The following is a 15,767-nucleotide window of genomic DNA, read 5'->3' as shown; positions in this document are numbered from 1 at the left end:
AGCCTGACCGCCCCATGTGATATCGAGGACGCGCGGCCTGGCGCCGCAGCAGATGGTCCGTCCGTTTCACATGCTGGGCGAGCTTCGCCAGGGCGGTTTCCTTCGGCTCACGGTTCATCTCTATGGAATCACTGCGCATCTACAACACGCTCGCGCGTGACAAGCAAGTTTTCGTGCCGCGCCAGCCCGGCGAAGTGCGGATGTACGTATGCGGGATCACCGTCTACGACTATTGTCACGTGGGCCACGCGCGCATGCTGGTCGTGTTCGACCTCGTCCAGCGCTGGCTGCGTGCGATCGGCTATCGGGTCACGTACGTGCGCAACATCACCGACATCGACGACAAGATCATCCGTCGCGCGGTCGAGAACGGCGAGACGATCAAGTCGCTGACCGACCGCTTCATCGGTGCGATGCACGAGGATGAAACCGCGCTCGGCATCCAGCGGCCCGACGTCGAGCCGCGCGCGACGCAGTTCATCCCGCAGATGCTCGGCATGATCGAGACGCTCGAGACGAACGGCTACGCGTATCAGGCGGCCGACGGCGACGTCAATTACTCGGTGCGCAAGTTCGCAGACTACGGGAAGCTGTCGGGCAAGTCGCTCGACGCTCTCCGCGCGGGCGAGCGCGTCGCCGCGAACGATGCGAAGCAGGACCCGCTCGACTTCGTGCTGTGGAAGCGCGCGAAGGCGGACGAGCCGGAAGGCGCGTCGTGGGCGTCGAAGTATGGGATGGGCCGCCCGGGCTGGCACATCGAGTGCTCGGCGATGGGCTGCTCGCTGCTCGGCAATCATTTCGACATCCACGGCGGCGGGCAGGACCTGCAATTCCCGCACCACGAGAACGAGATCGCGCAGAGCGAAGGCGCGACCGGCGAGACGTTCGTCAACTACTGGATGCACAACGGCTTCGTGCAGGTCGACAACGAGAAGATGTCGAAATCGCTCGGCAACTTCTTCACGATCCGCGAGGTGCTCGAGCGTTACGACGCGGAAGTCGTGCGCTTCTTCATCGTGCGCACGCACTACCGTTCGCCGCTCAATTACAGCGACGTGCATCTCGACGATGCGCGCGCGTCGCTCACGCGCCTGTACATCGCGCTGAAGGACGTCGAGCCCGACACGCTCGTGCTCGACTGGAACGAGCCGCACGCGCAACGTTTCGCGGCGGCGATGAACGACGATTTCAACACGCCGGTCGCGGTGGCGACGCTGTTCGAGCTGGCGGGTGAGGTCAACCGCACGCGCGATGCCTCGCTCGCACGGCAACTGAAACAGCTGGCGGGCCTGCTCGGCCTGCTGGGCCGCGAACCGCGCGCGTTCCTGCAGCAGGCGTCCGGCGCCGCGCAGGCGGGCGGGCTCGCGGCCGACGAGATCGAAGCGCAGATCGCCGCGCGCGTCGCGGCGAAGCAAGCGAAGGACTATGCCGAAGCGGACCGGATCCGGGCGGAATTGCTCGAAGCCGGCATCGCACTTGAAGACAAACCGGGCGGATCGACCGAATGGCGTCGCGTATGAGCGCAGCGCGTTCCACTGACCGATCCGTCAGGTAGGAGGCAAGATGGCAACGGCCAGAAAAGCGCCGGTCAGGCGTGCGACCCCGGTCGCCGCGCGTCCGGCAGCCAAGCGCGTACCGGCGGCGAAGGCGGACGCGACGCGCGCCGTGCCGAACGGCGCGCTGAACGGTCATGCGCAGCCGGCGGCCGCGCAGCCGGCCGCCGACGCGGCCCGCAAGATACGTGCGTCCGAAGCGGACGGCGAGGAGGGCGTCGTGCGTCCCGCCTATTGGGACAAGGCGTGCGCTGACCTCGTCAAGCGCGACCGGATTCTGAAGAAGCTGATTCCGAAGTTCGGCCCCGCGCATCTGGTGAAGCGCGGCGACCCGTTCGTCACGCTCGCGCGCTCGGTCGTCGGCCAGCAGATTTCGGTGCCGTCCGCCCAGTCGCTGTGGGCGCGCATCGAGGATGCCTGCCCGAAACTCGCGCCGCAACCGGTGATCCGGCTCGGCGCGGACAAGCTGATCGCGTGCGGGTTGTCGAAACGCAAGACGGAATACATCCTCGATCTCGCGCAGCATTTCGTGTCGGGGGCGCTGCACGTCGACAAATGGACGTCGATGGACGACGAGGACGTGATCGCGGAACTCACGCAGATCCGCGGCATCAGCCGCTGGACGGCCGAGATGTTCCTGATTTTCAACCTGTCGCGGCCGGACGTGCTGCCGCTCGACGACCCGGGCCTGATCCGTGCGATCAGCGTCAATTACTTCAGCGGCGAACCCGTCACGCGCAGCGAGGCGCGCGAGGTCGCGGCCAACTGGGAGCCGTGGCGCACCGTCGCGACCTGGTACATGTGGCGCAGCCTCGATGCGCCCGACGCCGACGCCTGAGCGTCGGCTATCGGGTTTTAAACATCAATAGTTGAGAGCCGGTTTTGAGCGTCGCCCGCGCGGGTAGAATACGCGCTGCCGCAAGACCCAAGGATTCGAACACATGAAGACCACGTTTCTGGATTTCGAACAGCCGATCGCCGAACTCGAGGCCAAGATCGAAGAGCTGCGATTCGTGCAGGACGACTCGGCTGTCGATATTTCGGAAGAAATCGAGCGGCTGTCGAAGAAAAGCCAGCAACTGACGAAAGACCTCTACGCGAACCTGTCGCCGTGGCAGGTTTCGCAGATCGCGCGGCACCCGCAGCGGCCGTACACGCTCGACTACGTCGCGGAACTGTTTACCGATTTTCACGAGCTGCATGGCGACCGCGCGTTCGCGGACGACCTGTCGATCGTCGGCGGTCTCGCGCGCTTCGGCGGCCATCCGTGCATGGTGATCGGTCACCAGAAGGGCCGCGACACGAAGGAGCGCGCCGCGCGCAACTTCGGGATGCCGCGTCCGGAAGGCTATCGCAAGGCCGAACGCCTGATGCGTCTCGCCGAGAAGTTCGGGCTGCCGATCTTCACGTTCGTCGACACGCCGGGCGCGTACCCGGGCATCGGCGCGGAAGAGCGCGGCCAGTCGGAGGCGATCGGTCGCAACCTGTACGTGATGGCCGAGCTGAAGACGCCGATCATCACGACGGTGATCGGCGAGGGCGGTTCGGGCGGTGCGCTGGCGATCGCCGTGGCCGACACCGTGATGATGCTGCAGTTCTCGACCTACTCGGTGATCTCGCCGGAAGGCTGCGCGTCGATCCTGTGGAAGAGCGCAGCGAAGGCGCCGGAAGCCGCGGAAGCGCTGGGCCTGACCGCGCATCGCCTGAAGGCGCTCGGCCTGATCGACAAGATCATCAACGAGCCGCTCGGCGGCGCGCATCGCGATCCGAAGGGCATGGCCGCGTTGCTGCGTCGCGCGCTGGCCGATTCGCTGCGCCAGTTCCAGGGCATGAGCATCGATGCGCTGCGCGAGCGCCGCTTCGAGCGCCTGATGGCCTACGGCAAGTTCAAGGAAACCACGCCCGGCGCATGACCGGCCGTGTATTCACGGCGCGTGCGGCTGCACGCGCGTCTCGCTCGTGATCCCACCCACCGAATTCTCCGCCGATCGCGTCGTCCTCGACGCGGTCGGCGTTGCGCTTTCTGGTCTGCCGCCGCAGGCGCGCATCGCGATCGCCTACAGCGGCGGCCTCGATTCGACCGTGCTGCTCGATGCGGCCGTGCGCGTCGCGGGCGCGTCGCGCTGCGTCGCGCTGCACGTGCATCACGGCCTGAGCGCGAACGCCGACGCATGGGTCGCGCATGCCGAAGGGCAAGCGGCGCGGCTCGGTGTCGCATTCGAATCGATGCGCGTCGACGTGCCGCGCGACAGCGGGCTCGGCATCGAGGCGACCGCGCGCGAGCGTCGCTACACGGCGCTCGACGAGATGGGCGAACGCCATGGCGTGGCGGCGCTGTGGCTCGCGCAACATGCGGACGACCAGGCGGAAACGGTGCTGCTGCAACTGTTGCGCGGCGCGGGAATCGCGGGGCTCGCCGCGATGGCGCCGCGTTATCGCCCCGACGGCGTGAGCATCGAGCGTGTACGTCCATTGCTGCGACTGTTGCGCGCACAACTCGAGCGCTATGCGGAGCAGCACGCGCTCGCGTGGATCGACGACGAATCGAACGGCGATACGCGCTATGCGCGCAATGCGCTGCGCGTCGACGTGCTGCCGGCGCTGGCCGTGCATTTCCCGGGCTTTCGCGACGCGCTCGGCCGCGCGGCCCAGCATGCGGCCGCCGCTCAGCGGCTGCTCGACGATCTGGCCGAGCTCGATTTCGCCGTCGCCGCGCGCGATGACGGTCGGGCGCTGTCGCGCGACGCACTGGTCGGATTCGACGACACGCGCGGCGCGAACCTGCTGCGCTTCTGGATGCGCCGGCTCGGTTTGCCGGGCGCGTCGGCTGCCCGTCTGGCCAACATGATGCGGCAACTGCGCGCGGCGCACGACGCGCATGCGCTGCGTGTCGATCACGCGGGGCAGTGCCTGCGGCTCTATCGCGATGTCGTGTACTGGGAGGCGGGCGACAGCAGCGAGCCGGCCGACGACGGCACGGGGACGCCGCAGCCGGAGGCGGCACTCGCGTGGGACGGGCAGGAAGTGTGGCATCTGCCGGGATGGCGCGGCACGTTCGTGTTCGCGCCCGCCGACGCGGGCAGCGCCGACGCGGTGCCCGAGGCGCTGCTGCGCGGTACCCGGCTGGCGGCGCGCGCCCGTGCCGGCGGCGAACGGATGCGCACGTCGCCGGGCGGGCCGGGCCGGACGCTGAAGAACCTGTTCCAGGAGCGCGGGGTGCCGGCCTGGCAACGCGACGTGCCGCTGTTGTTCGCGGGTGACCGGCTGATCTACGTGCCGCGACTGGGCGTCAATCGCGACATCGGCGAGCCGGCCGACGCGGCGCCCGGTGACGCGGCATGGCGCCGGATCGAATGGCGCCCCGATTTGCTGATCGCCTAGCAGCGGCAGGCGGTCGAACGCGCGATGGCGGGCCCATTTTCACCATTTGGTAAACAGCGCCGGAACGGCCGCCGACACGGCGCGCGGCTTGTCAAGCGGGCTTCTATCGGGTACGCTCGGTCGTTTGCTCGGCTCGATTTTTGAGCGTTTTGTGCAGGTTTTCCGCGTGACGTACCCGGTTTGCGCGGCCTGATCGGCCTTCCGGGCAAAATCCGCCACGCTTGCGTGTTGCGTCCCAGCCGTCCCCCTCGTCGTCCGTCCACAGCCACAAGCCGCGTGACCGAACGGCTACGCGGCCTGCCCAGCGCGCCCGTGCGGTTTCTCCTCCAGTTCAGAACGACAATGGCACTCATCGTACACAAATACGGCGGCACTTCGATGGGCTCGGTCGAGCGCATCAAGAACGTCGCGAAACGCGTCGCAAAATGGCATCAGGCCGGGCACCAGATGGTGGTCGTGCCTTCGGCGATGTCCGGCGAAACCAACCGTCTGCTCGGTCTTGCGAAAGAGATTTCGAGCCAGCCGAGCCCGCGTGAGCTCGACATGATCGCGTCGACCGGCGAGCAGGTCAGCGTCGGCCTGCTGTCGATCGCGCTGCAGGAAATCGGCGTCGAGGCCGTGAGCTATGCCGGCTGGCAAGTGCCGATCAAGACGGACAGCGCGTTTACGAAAGCACGTATTCACTCGATCGACGACGAGCGTGTGAAGGACGATCTGAACGCAGGCAAGGTCGTGATCATCACGGGCTTCCAGGGCGTCGATCCGGACGGCCACATCACGACGCTGGGCCGGGGCGGCTCGGACACGTCGGCGGTGGCGGTGGCGGCTGCGCTGGGTGCCGAAGAGTGCCTGATCTATACCGACGTCGATGGCGTCTACACGACCGATCCGCGAGTCGTCGAAGAGGCGCGCCGCCTCGACCGCGTGACGTTCGAGGAGATGCTGGAAATGGCCAGCCTCGGCTCGAAGGTCCTGCAGATCCGCTCGGTCGAATTCGCCGGCAAATACCAGGTGAAGACGCGTGTGCTGTCGAGCCTGACCGATCCGCTGATTGCGCTCGACGAAGAAATGCGCTCGGGCACCCTGATTACTTTTGAAGAAGACGAGACCATGGAAAAGGCAGTCATTTCCGGCATCGCGTTCCAGCGCGACGAAGCACGCATTGCTGTGATGGGCGTGCCCGACAAGCCGGGCATCGCATATCAGATCCTCGGCCCGGTGGCCGATGCGAACGTCGACGTCGACATGATCATCCAGAACCAGAGCGTCGAAGGCAAGACCGACTTCACGTTCACGGTCGGCCGCGGCGACTACCAGAAGGCGATGGACATCCTCACCAACCAGGTGCAGGGCCATGTGAGCGCCGAGCGCGTGCAGGGCGACCCGAAGGTGTCGAAGGTGTCGGTCGTCGGCGTCGGCATGCGTTCGCACGTGGGCGTCGCGAGCAAGATGTTCCGCACGCTGTCGGAAGAGGGCATCAACATCCAGATGATCTCGACGTCCGAAATCAAGATTTCGGTGCTGATCGACGAGAAATACATGGAGCTGGCCGTCCGCGCGCTGCACAAGGTATTCGAACTCGACCAGGCGTCGTGAATTTTCCGTGATGCATTGAAGAAAATGCATCACGGAAATTGACGTACGGTTCGAAACCCTATATTATCTCGTTCTCGTCGCACTGCCTCCCTGGTGCGAGCGAAAGTTTGGGAGACGTGGCCGAGAGGTCGAAGGCACTCCCCTGCTAAGGGAGCATCTGGGCCAAAACCTGGATCGAGGGTTCGAATCCCTCCGTCTCCGCCAAAAGCGGTGACAAAGCCCCGCAAGTTCTCGGACTTGCGGGGCTTTTTCTTTTTCCGGCCCACCGTGTGGTGTCGTGCGCCAAGCATCGATGCCGTCGAGTTTCGTCCTCGGGCGCGCATCGTCGATACGTCATGCGGGCAATGGGTGCTCGACGGGAGTGGCGGTCATGCGCTACATATCGCGTATCGTTCCGCGCGACTCGAGGTGATGCTCGTGGCAACCCCGCATTCCGTTCTGACCGTCCTGTCTCATCGACCTGTCGACGGATTGATCGACAACCACGCACGTTACGCGCATCTGCACGGCTACCGGCATGCAATGGCCGACGGCATGCACGTGTATGGCGAGCGCCAGCAGGTGCTGTACAAGTACCACGCGATCATCGCGCAACTCGTTGCGATGGAGCACGGTGCGTTGCTGCTCGTGCTCGACCCGTTCTCCGTCGTGTTCGATCCGCATGCGCTGACGGATGTCGCGCACGGTTACGACGCGATCGTCACGACGCAGACGTCGAAATCGGCGTTGCCCGCCGCGAGCGGCATGATCTTCCGCAACGTGCCCGACGTACGCGAGCAGTTGCGCCGGCTGGCGCTCGAACTGGGCAAGTGGGCGATGCATCTTCCGGAGCGGCAGCACGCGTGCGAGGCGACGCTGCTGGCAGCGCACTTTCCACCGCTACCGTTCGACGTACCGCTTGCGAACGGCCATTTCGCGTCGGCCCAGACGGTCTGGAGCGACGGCGTCTCGATCGATTCGATCGCCGGCGCGCGACCGCTCGTGGCGCACCAGGCACCCGAGTGGCGAGACGTGAACGGCTTCTGGGCGCCGGTGCCCGATTACGACTTCCGTTACGTGACGGCGCTCGTCGACGATGCCGAACGGTACCAGCGCGGCGACTGTCCGCGCGCGATGGACGACTGGTGCGCCGCGCAGCAGCGACCGCGCGAAGCAGAGCGGCATGTGAATCCGCATGCGCCGATCGCGTTCGTGAGCCTGCATACGTCGCATATCGCGGGCTATGGCGACCTGCACGAGGAGAATTTCGTCCGCTACTGCACGCGACACGGCTATGCGTACCACACGTATCGCGCCGCGCCCGCTTTCCTGCCGGACGGCATCGACGCGAACTGGGCGAAGCTGCATCTGATTCGCGAACATCTGCCGCATCACGCGTTCGTGTTCTGGGTCGATGCGGACATCCTCGCGATCGACCAGCGCCAGCGCATCGATGGCACGATCGAGGGGCGCGACTTCGTGATCGGGACCGATCACACGGCGTGGGCGATCAACTCGTGCATGATTGGCGTGCGCAACGTGGCGCCGATGCGTGAGCTGGTCGAACGCATCTGCGCGCGCATCGAGCGGTTCGACGATCGCTCGTCGGTCTATGCGAGTGGTGGCGACCAGCAGGCGATCTATGTGGAGTTGCTTGAGTCCGGCATGATCGACGCGCGCCATATCGTCGATGCGACGACGCTCGCGTCGTCCCCGGTCTATGCGACGCGCGACAGCCGCTTCGTCCATTTCCCCGCCCAGCACGACCACTATCGTGCGGTGACGATGCGCGTATGGGATCGCTTGAGTCACCTGCGCTAATGGCCGCTCGCGTGAGAGGTGGTGCGCGAGGGTAACTCGATCTGCGGTATGCGCCGCATGAGATCGAATGAAATAAAAATGAAAGTATTTCTGTAAGATAGGAGAGGCCACGCGACCGCGGTACTGGGGAACGCTGAGCATGTCGTTCCGGCCCTCCGAAATGACCGGTTGACATCAAAAATGCGGCGCTGCGTCGATTTCTGTCGCACGCGGCATCGAGCAATACGAAAAATTACTCATAAAAATCAGTAGGCTACGCGGGCACGCAAAATTGATGTTCTGCTGCGCTGCAGAAAATATTCAATCGTTTTATGCTGGTTAACCCGATCGCATTTGAGCGGCATCAACTTTTCCGGTGATGCCGCTTTACATTTTGCCAACATTGGCGATTCACGAAATCTACCTGTCGATTTGATTTCGTTCCTTTCGTTGCGCCTGTCCCCGATGCAGGGCGCGACCTCCTCAAGGCGTTGTTGACATGCATGATTTCCCCTTCCTGAGCCTGGCCATCTGGGTTCCGATACTGTTCGGCGCGGGGCTGCTGCGCGCCGGTTCCGACCAGCATTCACGCCGGATACGACTGATCGCGCTGGTCGGCGCGATCGCCGGGCTGGCGGCCGTCGTGCCGCTGATCGCTGGTTTCGACGCGCATTCGGCGGCGATGCAGTTCGTCGAAAGACGCGACTGGCTGGCGGCATTCAATGCCGGCTGGCGGGTCGGCATCGACGGCGCGTCGCTGTGGCTCGTCGTGCTGACCGCATTCACGACGCTCGTGGTGGTGGTGGCGTCGTGGGAGTCGGTCACGGTGCGCGTCGCGCAGTACTACGCGTCGTTCCTGATCCTGTCGGGGCTGATGGTCGGCGTATTCGTCGCGCAGGACGGGCTGCTGTTCTTCATCTTCTTCGAGGCGACGCTGATCCCGCTGTACCTGCTGATCGGTACGTGGGGGCGCGAGCGACGCGTGTATGCGGCCGTGAAGTTCTTCTTCATCTCGTTCGCCGGCTCGCTGTTGTTGCTGATGGCGATGCTGTACCTGTACGCGCAGTCGCATACGTTCGACATGGCCGTTTGGCGCACGCTGCAGCTCGGCTTCGCGCCGCAGTTGCTGGTGTTCCTCGGCTTCTTCGCGGCGTTCGCGGTCAAGGTGCCGATGTGGCCGGTCCACACGTGGCTGAGCGACGTGTACACGGACGGCCCGACGGGTGCCGCGCTGATGCTCGCGATGCTCAAGCTCGGCGGTTACGGGTTCCTGCGCTTCGCGCTGCCGATCACGCCGGACGCGAGCCACTTCTTCGCGCCGGCCGTGATCGCGCTGTCGCTGTTCGCGATCGTCTACGCGAGCCTGATCGCGCTCGCGCAGACCGATCTCGGCAAGCTGCTCGCGTATTCGACGGTCGCGCACATGGGAATCGTCACGCTCGGGCTGTTCCTGTTCAACCGGATCGGCGTCGAAGGCGCGATCGTGCAACTCGTGTCGTACGGCTTCGTGGCGGGCGCGATGCTGTTGTGCGTGAACGTGCTCGTGGATCGCACCAGGCAGCGCGAGATCGCCGCGTACGGCGGCGTGGCGGGTGTGATGCCGCGTTTCGCGACCTTCACGCTGCTGTTCGCGATGGCCAACGTCGGTCTGCCGGGCACGTCGGGGTTCGTCGGCGAGTTCATGGTGATCATGGGCGCGATCCGCTTCAACTTCTGGATCGGTGCGATCGCGGCGCTCACGCTGATCCTCAGCGCGTCGTACACGCTGTGGATGCTCAAGCGCGTCGTGTTCGGCAAGGTCGCGAGCCAGCGGATCGCGAAGCTCGCCGACCTGAATCGTCGCGAGATCGTGATGTTCGCGTCGCTCGCGCTGATCGTGCTCGCGGTCGGCATCGATCCGAAGCCGTTCACCGATGCGATCGATCCGACCGTCGGCAAGCTGATCCAGGAAGCGAGCCATTCGAAGGTGCCGGCAGGGGATGGCCCCGCGCCGGCGCTGCCGTCGTACATGGCGTCGACGCACGACTGATCCCGGCACACCGCGCCGCGCAGGCGAGCCGCATTCGCGCGGCAGGTATCGTTGCGCACGCATCGATCGAGGCTCGGCACGGGGCGTGCCGGGCCCGCTTCCGGCTGCGTGAAATTGCCCCGCGACAATGTGACTCACGGCAGATTTTGCAATGATGATTTGCCGCCTGCACCGGTTTTTCATCGCACTCGCGCGACGTATGATTCGGCCAATTTCGTGAATCGAATGCGCATCGGGCATACGCAAACGGATTCAATGACCCGCGGGGCTGTGTGATGAAAAGAAGAGCTTCAAGAGGCTGGTCGGCGCTGATGGCCATGGGCACGGCGCTGAGCCTGTCAGGTTGTAATTTAGATGTACTAAATCCGAAAGGAAGCGTGGGTGCGGCTGAAAAGGCGCTGATCGCGACGTCCACCTGGGCGATGCTGATCGTCGTCGTGCCGGTGATCCTGCTCACGCTATGGTTCGCGTGGCGTTACCGCGCGTCGAACCGCAACGCCGCCTACGCGCCGCACTGGTCGCACTCGACCGCGATCGAGGTCGTGATCTGGACGGTGCCGACGCTGATCATCCTGTTCCTCGGCGTGCTCACGTGGAAGACCACGCACGAGCTCGATCCGTACAAGCCGCTCGAATCGGCGGTGAAGCCGATCGACGTGGAAGTGGTCGCGCTCGACTGGAAGTGGCTGTTCATCTATCCGGAACTCGGTATCGCGTCGGTGAACCAGCTCGCGATTCCGGTCGGCACGCCGGTGAACTTCCGCATCACGTCGGATTCGGTGATGAACTCGTTCTTCATCCCGCAGCTCGGCGGCCAGGTCTACGCGATGGCCGGCATGCAGACGCGCCTGCACCTGATCGCCGACGAGCCCGGCAACTACGCGGGCACGTCCGCCAACTTCAGCGGCCGCGGTTTCTCCGACATGAAGTTCCGCACGCTCGCCGAGCCGCGCGAGCAGTTCGATGCGTGGGTGCAGAAGGTGAAGGCGTCGCCGGACCGGCTCGACGCGACTATGTACGGCGGCGTCGCGCAGCCGAGCGAGAAGGCGCCGGTGCGCTATTTCTCGTCGGTCGATCCGCGGCTCTTCCACAACATCATCGCGAAATACAACGATGGCCACGTCCTCGACCTGAAGGACGCCGCCTGCGGCACGAAGGGGTAACGCATGTTCGGCAAACTCACACTCTCGGCGATCCCGTTCGATCAGCCCATCATCATGGGGGCCGGCGCCTTCATGGGTCTGGTCGTGCTGGGCATTCTCGCCGCGCTGACGATCACCGGCCGCTGGAAATGGCTGTGGACGGAATGGCTGACCACGGTCGACCACAAGAGACTCGGCGTGATGTACATCATCGTCGCGCTGATCATGCTGCTGCGCGGCTTCGCCGACGCGATCATGATGCGCATGCAACTCGCGCTCGCGTACAACGCGCCCGGCTACCTGCCGCCGCACCACTATGACCAGATCTTCACGGCGCACGGCGTGATCATGATCTTCTTCATGGCGATGGTGTTCATGGTCGGCCTGATGAACCTGGTCGTGCCGCTGCAGATCGGCGCGCGCGACGTCGCGTTCCCGTTCATCAACTCGCTGTCGTTCTGGATGACGGCGGTCAGCGCGATCCTGATCAACCTGTCGCTCGTGATCGGCGAATTCGCGCAGACGGGCTGGCTCGCGTACCCGCCGCTGTCGGAGCTGCAGTTCAGTCCGGGGGTAGGGGTCGACTACTACCTGTGGGCGCTGCAGATCTCGGGCGTCGGCACGCTGCTGACCGGCGTGAACTTCTTCGTGACGATCATCAAGATGCGCGCGCCGGGCATGACGCTGATGAAGATGCCCGTGTTCACGTGGACGGCCCTGTGCACGAACGTGCTGATCATGGCGTCGTTCCCGATCCTGACCGCGACGCTCGCGCTGCTCGGCCTCGACCGTTACCTCGGCATGCACTTCTTCACGAACGATGCCGGCGGCAATGCGATGCTGTACCTGAACCTGATCTGGGCGTGGGGCCATCCGGAGGTGTACATCCTGATCCTGCCGGCGTTCGGGATCTTCTCGGAAGTCATCGCGACGTTCGCGAAGAAGCCGCTGTTCGGCTACAAGACGATGGTGTACGCGACCTGCGCGATCATGGTGCTGTCGTTCCTCGTGTGGCTGCATCACTTCTTCACGATGGGCTCGGGCGCGAACGTGAATGCGTTCTTCGGGATCATGACGATGATCATCGCGATTCCGACCGGCGTGAAGGTGTTCAACTGGCTGTTCACGATGTACCGCGGCCGGATCGAATTCACGACGCCCGTGCTGTGGACGATCGGCTTCATGGTCACGTTCACGCTCGGCGGCATGACCGGCGTGATGATGGCGATTCCGGGCGCGGACTTCGTGCTGCACAACAGCCTGTTCCTGATCGCGCACTTCCACAACGTGATCATCGGCGGTGTGCTGTTCGGCTATCTGGCGGGCTTCAACTACTGGTTCCCGAAGGCGTTCGGCTTCAAGCTGAACGAGAAGCTCGGCAAGGCCGCGTTCTGGTTCTGGCAGGTCGGCTTCTACGTCGCGTTCGTGCCGCTCTACGTGCTCGGCTTCATGGGCATGACGCGCCGCCTGAACCACTACGACAACCCGGCCTGGCATCCGTGGCTGCTGGTCGCCGCGTTCGGCGCCGTGCTGATCGCGATCGGCATCGCGTGCCAGCTGCTGCAGCTGGTGGTCAGCATCCGCAACCGCCATCTGCCCGAGTACCGCGACACGACGGGCGACCCGTGGGGTGGCCGCACGCTGGAGTGGGCGACCTCGTCGCCGCCGGCCGACTACAACTTCGCGGTGATCCCGCAAGTGCGCACGCTGGATGCGTATGCGGACATGAAGGCACGCGGTGAAGGCCGGCCGAACCCGGCGACGTTCCGCGACATCCACATGCCGTCGAATACTTGCGCGGGCCTCGTGATCGCGGTCTTCAGTCTGGTGCTCGGCTTCGCGCTGGTGTGGCACATCTGGTGGATGGCGATCGGCGGGCTCGTCGGGATCATCGCGACGCTCGTGATCTACAGCTCGCGCGATAACGACGGCTATTACATCCCTGCGTCGACGGTGCGCAAGACCGAAGACAAGCAGCCGACGCGGCGCACGGCCGCGCGCGTCGACGACGTGGAACTGGAGGCCAACTGATGTTGCAGAAAACCTTGAGCGCAACCCTGCTCGAACACGACGACCATCCGCCGTCGCATTCGGTGTTCGGGTTCTGGCTGTATCTGATGACCGACTGCGTGATCTTCGCGGCGCTGTTCGCGACGTTCGCGGTGCTCGGCCACCAGTACGCGGGCGGGCAGACGGCGAAAGAGCTGTTCGACATTCCGGGCGTCGCGGTCGAAACCGCCGCGCTGCTGCTGTCGAGCATCACGTACGGCTTCGCGATGCTCGCGGCGTACCAGCAGCGGCGCGGCGCGCTGCTCGCATGGCTCGCGGTGACGTTCGTGCTCGGCGCGGCGTTTCTCACGATGGAACTGCGCGAGTTCTCGCACCTGATCGCGGAAGGCGCGGGCCCGCAGCGCAGTGCGTTCCTGTCGGCGTTCTTCACGCTGGTCGGCACGCACGGGTTGCACGTGACGGCCGGCCTGTTGTGGATGATCGTGCTGGCCGCGCAGATCGTGTTGCGTGGCGGCGACCTGACCGATCGCGACCTGCGGCGCCTGACGTGCCTGAGCCTGTTCTGGCACTTCCTCGACATCGTGTGGATCTGCGTGTTTTCCTTTGTCTATCTCGCGAGCGTGATCTAAATGGCCCATTCGCATTCGTCTCAACTCGAAGAAGGGCACGGCAGTGTCGGCGGCTACGTCGCCGGTTTCATCCTGTCGGTGCTGCTCACGGCCGCGTCGTTCGGCCTCGTGATGGGCGGCGTGCTGTCGCCGCATGCGTCGCTGATCGGGCTGGCCGTGCTCGCCTTCGTGCAGATCGTCGTGCACCTCGTGTATTTCCTGCACATGAACGGCTCGTCGGGCCAGCGCTGGAACGTGATGGCGTTCAGCTATACGGTGCTGACCGCCGCGATCGTGATCGTCGGCACGCTGTGGGTGATGCACAACGTCAGCATGAACATGATGTCGCGTTGAGCGACGTCGTCGCGCATCGGGTTCGCATCCTTGCGCGTTCATGAAGAAAAGGCGGCACATGCGTGCCGCCTTTTGTTTTTTCCGGCTGCCGTGTTGCGCCGGGCAGTGTGGTCAGTGCCGCGCGCCGGCGTCGGCCGTCAGCGCATGCGTGCAGTCGGCGCGGTACTCGGCGGCGAGCCGATGCTTCGCGCCGTCGAGATCGTCGGGATAGTACGGGCTCGCGTGGGCCGGATCGTAGCCGACCTGTTCGAGCTCGGACAGCTCGCGTACGAGGTCCGCACGCGAGACGCCGCTACCCGTGTGCACGAACGGGTACGCGTGGCATTCCTGCGGGGTGAGGTGCGGCCCCGCGAACGCGGCGGTGCTGGCGCATGCGAGCAGCATGCAGGCGACGGTGGTCGACAGTTTCATCCGGTGGCTCCTGGTTTCGCGGCCCGATGCCGCATGACGTCAGCGTAGGCGGCAGCCGTCGCAGGGCGGGCGACGCCCGGATGAAACATGTTTCACCTACGCACGTCGCGATACCGAATGAAGTTATTTTCATCTGGCGCCGCACGGCAATCGTGGCGCTTACGATAGTGGCGGGCGCATCGTGCGCGCCCGTGTTGAAGTTCATTGCGAGGGCAACCATGCGAGTACTGACGGTCGAGGACGATGCGGTGACCGCGAACGAAATCGTCGGCGAACTGACCGCCCGCGGGTTCGAGGTCGACTGGACCGATAACGGTCGCGAAGGGATGATGCGCGCGATGAGCGCATCGTACGACGCGATCACGCTCGACCGGATGCTGCCGGGCGCGGACGGCCTCGCGATCGTGACCGCGATGCGCACGGTCGGCATCGACACGCCGGTGCTGATGCTGAGCGCGCTGGGCGACGTCGACGAGCGCATCCGCGGGCTGCGCGCGGGCGGCGACGATTACCTGACGAAGCCGTTCGATTCCGGCGAACTGAGCGCGCGCATCGAAGTGCTGCTGCGCCGCCGGCAGGCATCGGGTGTGCCGCAGCAGACGCTGCTGAAGGTCGGCGTGCTCGAGCTCGACCTCATTTCGCGCTGCGCGCGCCGCGGCGCCGACGAGATTCCGCTGCTGCCCACCGAGTTCCGCGTGCTCGAATTCATGATGCGCAACGCAGGCCAGACGATCACGCGCACGATGCTGTTCGAGGCCGTGTGGGGCTATCACTTCGATCCCGGCACCAATCTGATCGACGTCCATATGGGGCGGCTGCGCAAGAAGATCGATCCGCCCGGCGCGAACCCGATGATCCAGACGGTGCGCGGATCGGGCTACATGCTCGCTTGACGGAGGCGCGA

General features: G+C 64.9%; 13 protein-coding genes and 1 tRNA gene. 13 read left to right on the top strand and 1 reads right to left on the bottom strand.

Annotated features, from left to right (window positions below; genetic code table 11):
• Positions 1 to 122: 122 nt before the first annotated feature.
• The 12 genes from cysS to cyoD all read left to right on the top strand — a co-directional run bounded on the left by cysS (position 123) and on the right by cyoD (position 14,452).
• Positions 123 to 1,520, top strand: a complete 1,398-nt coding sequence (gene cysS / locus JMF86_RS10280) for a cysteine--tRNA ligase (protein ID WP_200093640.1) — start codon at positions 123 to 125, stop codon at positions 1,518 to 1,520.
• Between the two features lie 43 nt (positions 1,521 to 1,563).
• Positions 1,564 to 2,391, top strand: a complete 828-nt coding sequence (locus JMF86_RS10275) for a DNA-3-methyladenine glycosylase (RefSeq protein WP_006478432.1) — start codon at positions 1,564 to 1,566, stop codon at positions 2,389 to 2,391.
• Between the two features lie 103 nt (positions 2,392 to 2,494).
• Entirely contained in the window at positions 2,495 to 3,466 is a 972-nt protein-coding gene (locus JMF86_RS10270) for an acetyl-CoA carboxylase carboxyltransferase subunit alpha (protein WP_006478433.1), read from the top strand.
• A 46-nt stretch (positions 3,467 to 3,512) separates the two neighbouring features.
• On the top strand, positions 3,513 to 4,934 hold the full coding sequence (gene tilS / locus JMF86_RS10265) for a tRNA lysidine(34) synthetase TilS (protein ID WP_200093638.1): 1,422 nt from the start codon (positions 3,513 to 3,515) through the stop codon (positions 4,932 to 4,934).
• Between the two features lie 342 nt (positions 4,935 to 5,276).
• Positions 5,277 to 6,530: an aspartate kinase gene (locus JMF86_RS10260; RefSeq protein ID WP_011549493.1), complete on the top strand. Its 1,254-nt coding sequence runs from the start codon at positions 5,277 to 5,279 to the stop codon at positions 6,528 to 6,530.
• A 110-nt stretch (positions 6,531 to 6,640) separates the two neighbouring features.
• Positions 6,641 to 6,734 (top strand) — tRNA-Ser (locus JMF86_RS10255).
• Positions 6,735 to 6,941: 207 nt separating this feature from the next.
• On the top strand, positions 6,942 to 8,330 hold the full coding sequence (locus JMF86_RS10250) for a hypothetical protein (RefSeq protein WP_054927949.1): 1,389 nt from the start codon (positions 6,942 to 6,944) through the stop codon (positions 8,328 to 8,330).
• Between the two features lie 478 nt (positions 8,331 to 8,808).
• Entirely contained in the window at positions 8,809 to 10,338 is a 1,530-nt protein-coding gene (locus JMF86_RS10245; protein ID WP_011549495.1) for a NuoM family protein, read from the top strand.
• Between the two features lie 275 nt (positions 10,339 to 10,613).
• Entirely contained in the window at positions 10,614 to 11,501 is an 888-nt protein-coding gene (cyoA, locus tag JMF86_RS10240) for a ubiquinol oxidase subunit II (protein ID WP_200093637.1), read from the top strand.
• Positions 11,502 to 11,504: 3 nt separating this feature from the next.
• Positions 11,505 to 13,511, top strand: coding sequence for a cytochrome o ubiquinol oxidase subunit I (cyoB, locus tag JMF86_RS10235; RefSeq protein WP_006478439.1), 2,007 nt, complete (start codon positions 11,505 to 11,507; stop codon positions 13,509 to 13,511).
• Entirely contained in the window at positions 13,511 to 14,119 is a 609-nt protein-coding gene (gene cyoC / locus JMF86_RS10230; protein ID WP_011549497.1) for a cytochrome o ubiquinol oxidase subunit III, read from the top strand. The genes cyoB and cyoC overlap by 1 nt, the downstream gene beginning before the upstream one ends.
• Positions 14,120 to 14,452, top strand: coding sequence for a cytochrome o ubiquinol oxidase subunit IV (gene cyoD / locus JMF86_RS10225; RefSeq protein WP_006478441.1), 333 nt, complete (start codon positions 14,120 to 14,122; stop codon positions 14,450 to 14,452). It begins immediately after the preceding gene.
• Between the two features lie 111 nt (positions 14,453 to 14,563).
• On the opposite strand, the gene JMF86_RS10220 is transcribed toward cyoD, so the two are convergent.
• Positions 14,564 to 14,863, bottom strand: a complete 300-nt coding sequence (locus tag JMF86_RS10220) for a DUF4148 domain-containing protein (RefSeq protein ID WP_053525551.1) — start codon at positions 14,861 to 14,863, stop codon at positions 14,564 to 14,566.
• Between the two features lie 218 nt (positions 14,864 to 15,081).
• Here JMF86_RS10220 and JMF86_RS10215 point away from each other — a divergent pair, with 218 nt between their 5' ends.
• Positions 15,082 to 15,756 (top strand): response regulator transcription factor, encoded by a 675-nt coding sequence (locus JMF86_RS10215; protein ID WP_175681382.1) that lies wholly within the window; start codon positions 15,082 to 15,084, stop codon positions 15,754 to 15,756.
• The last annotated feature ends 11 nt before the right edge of the window (positions 15,757 to 15,767 follow it).

This window comes from Burkholderia sp. E168m15 (assembly GCF_016586105.1).
Lineage (GTDB): Bacteria > Pseudomonadota > Gammaproteobacteria > Burkholderiales > Burkholderiaceae > Burkholderia > Burkholderia orbicola.
This window is presented reverse-complemented; position numbering and strand designations above follow the sequence as displayed.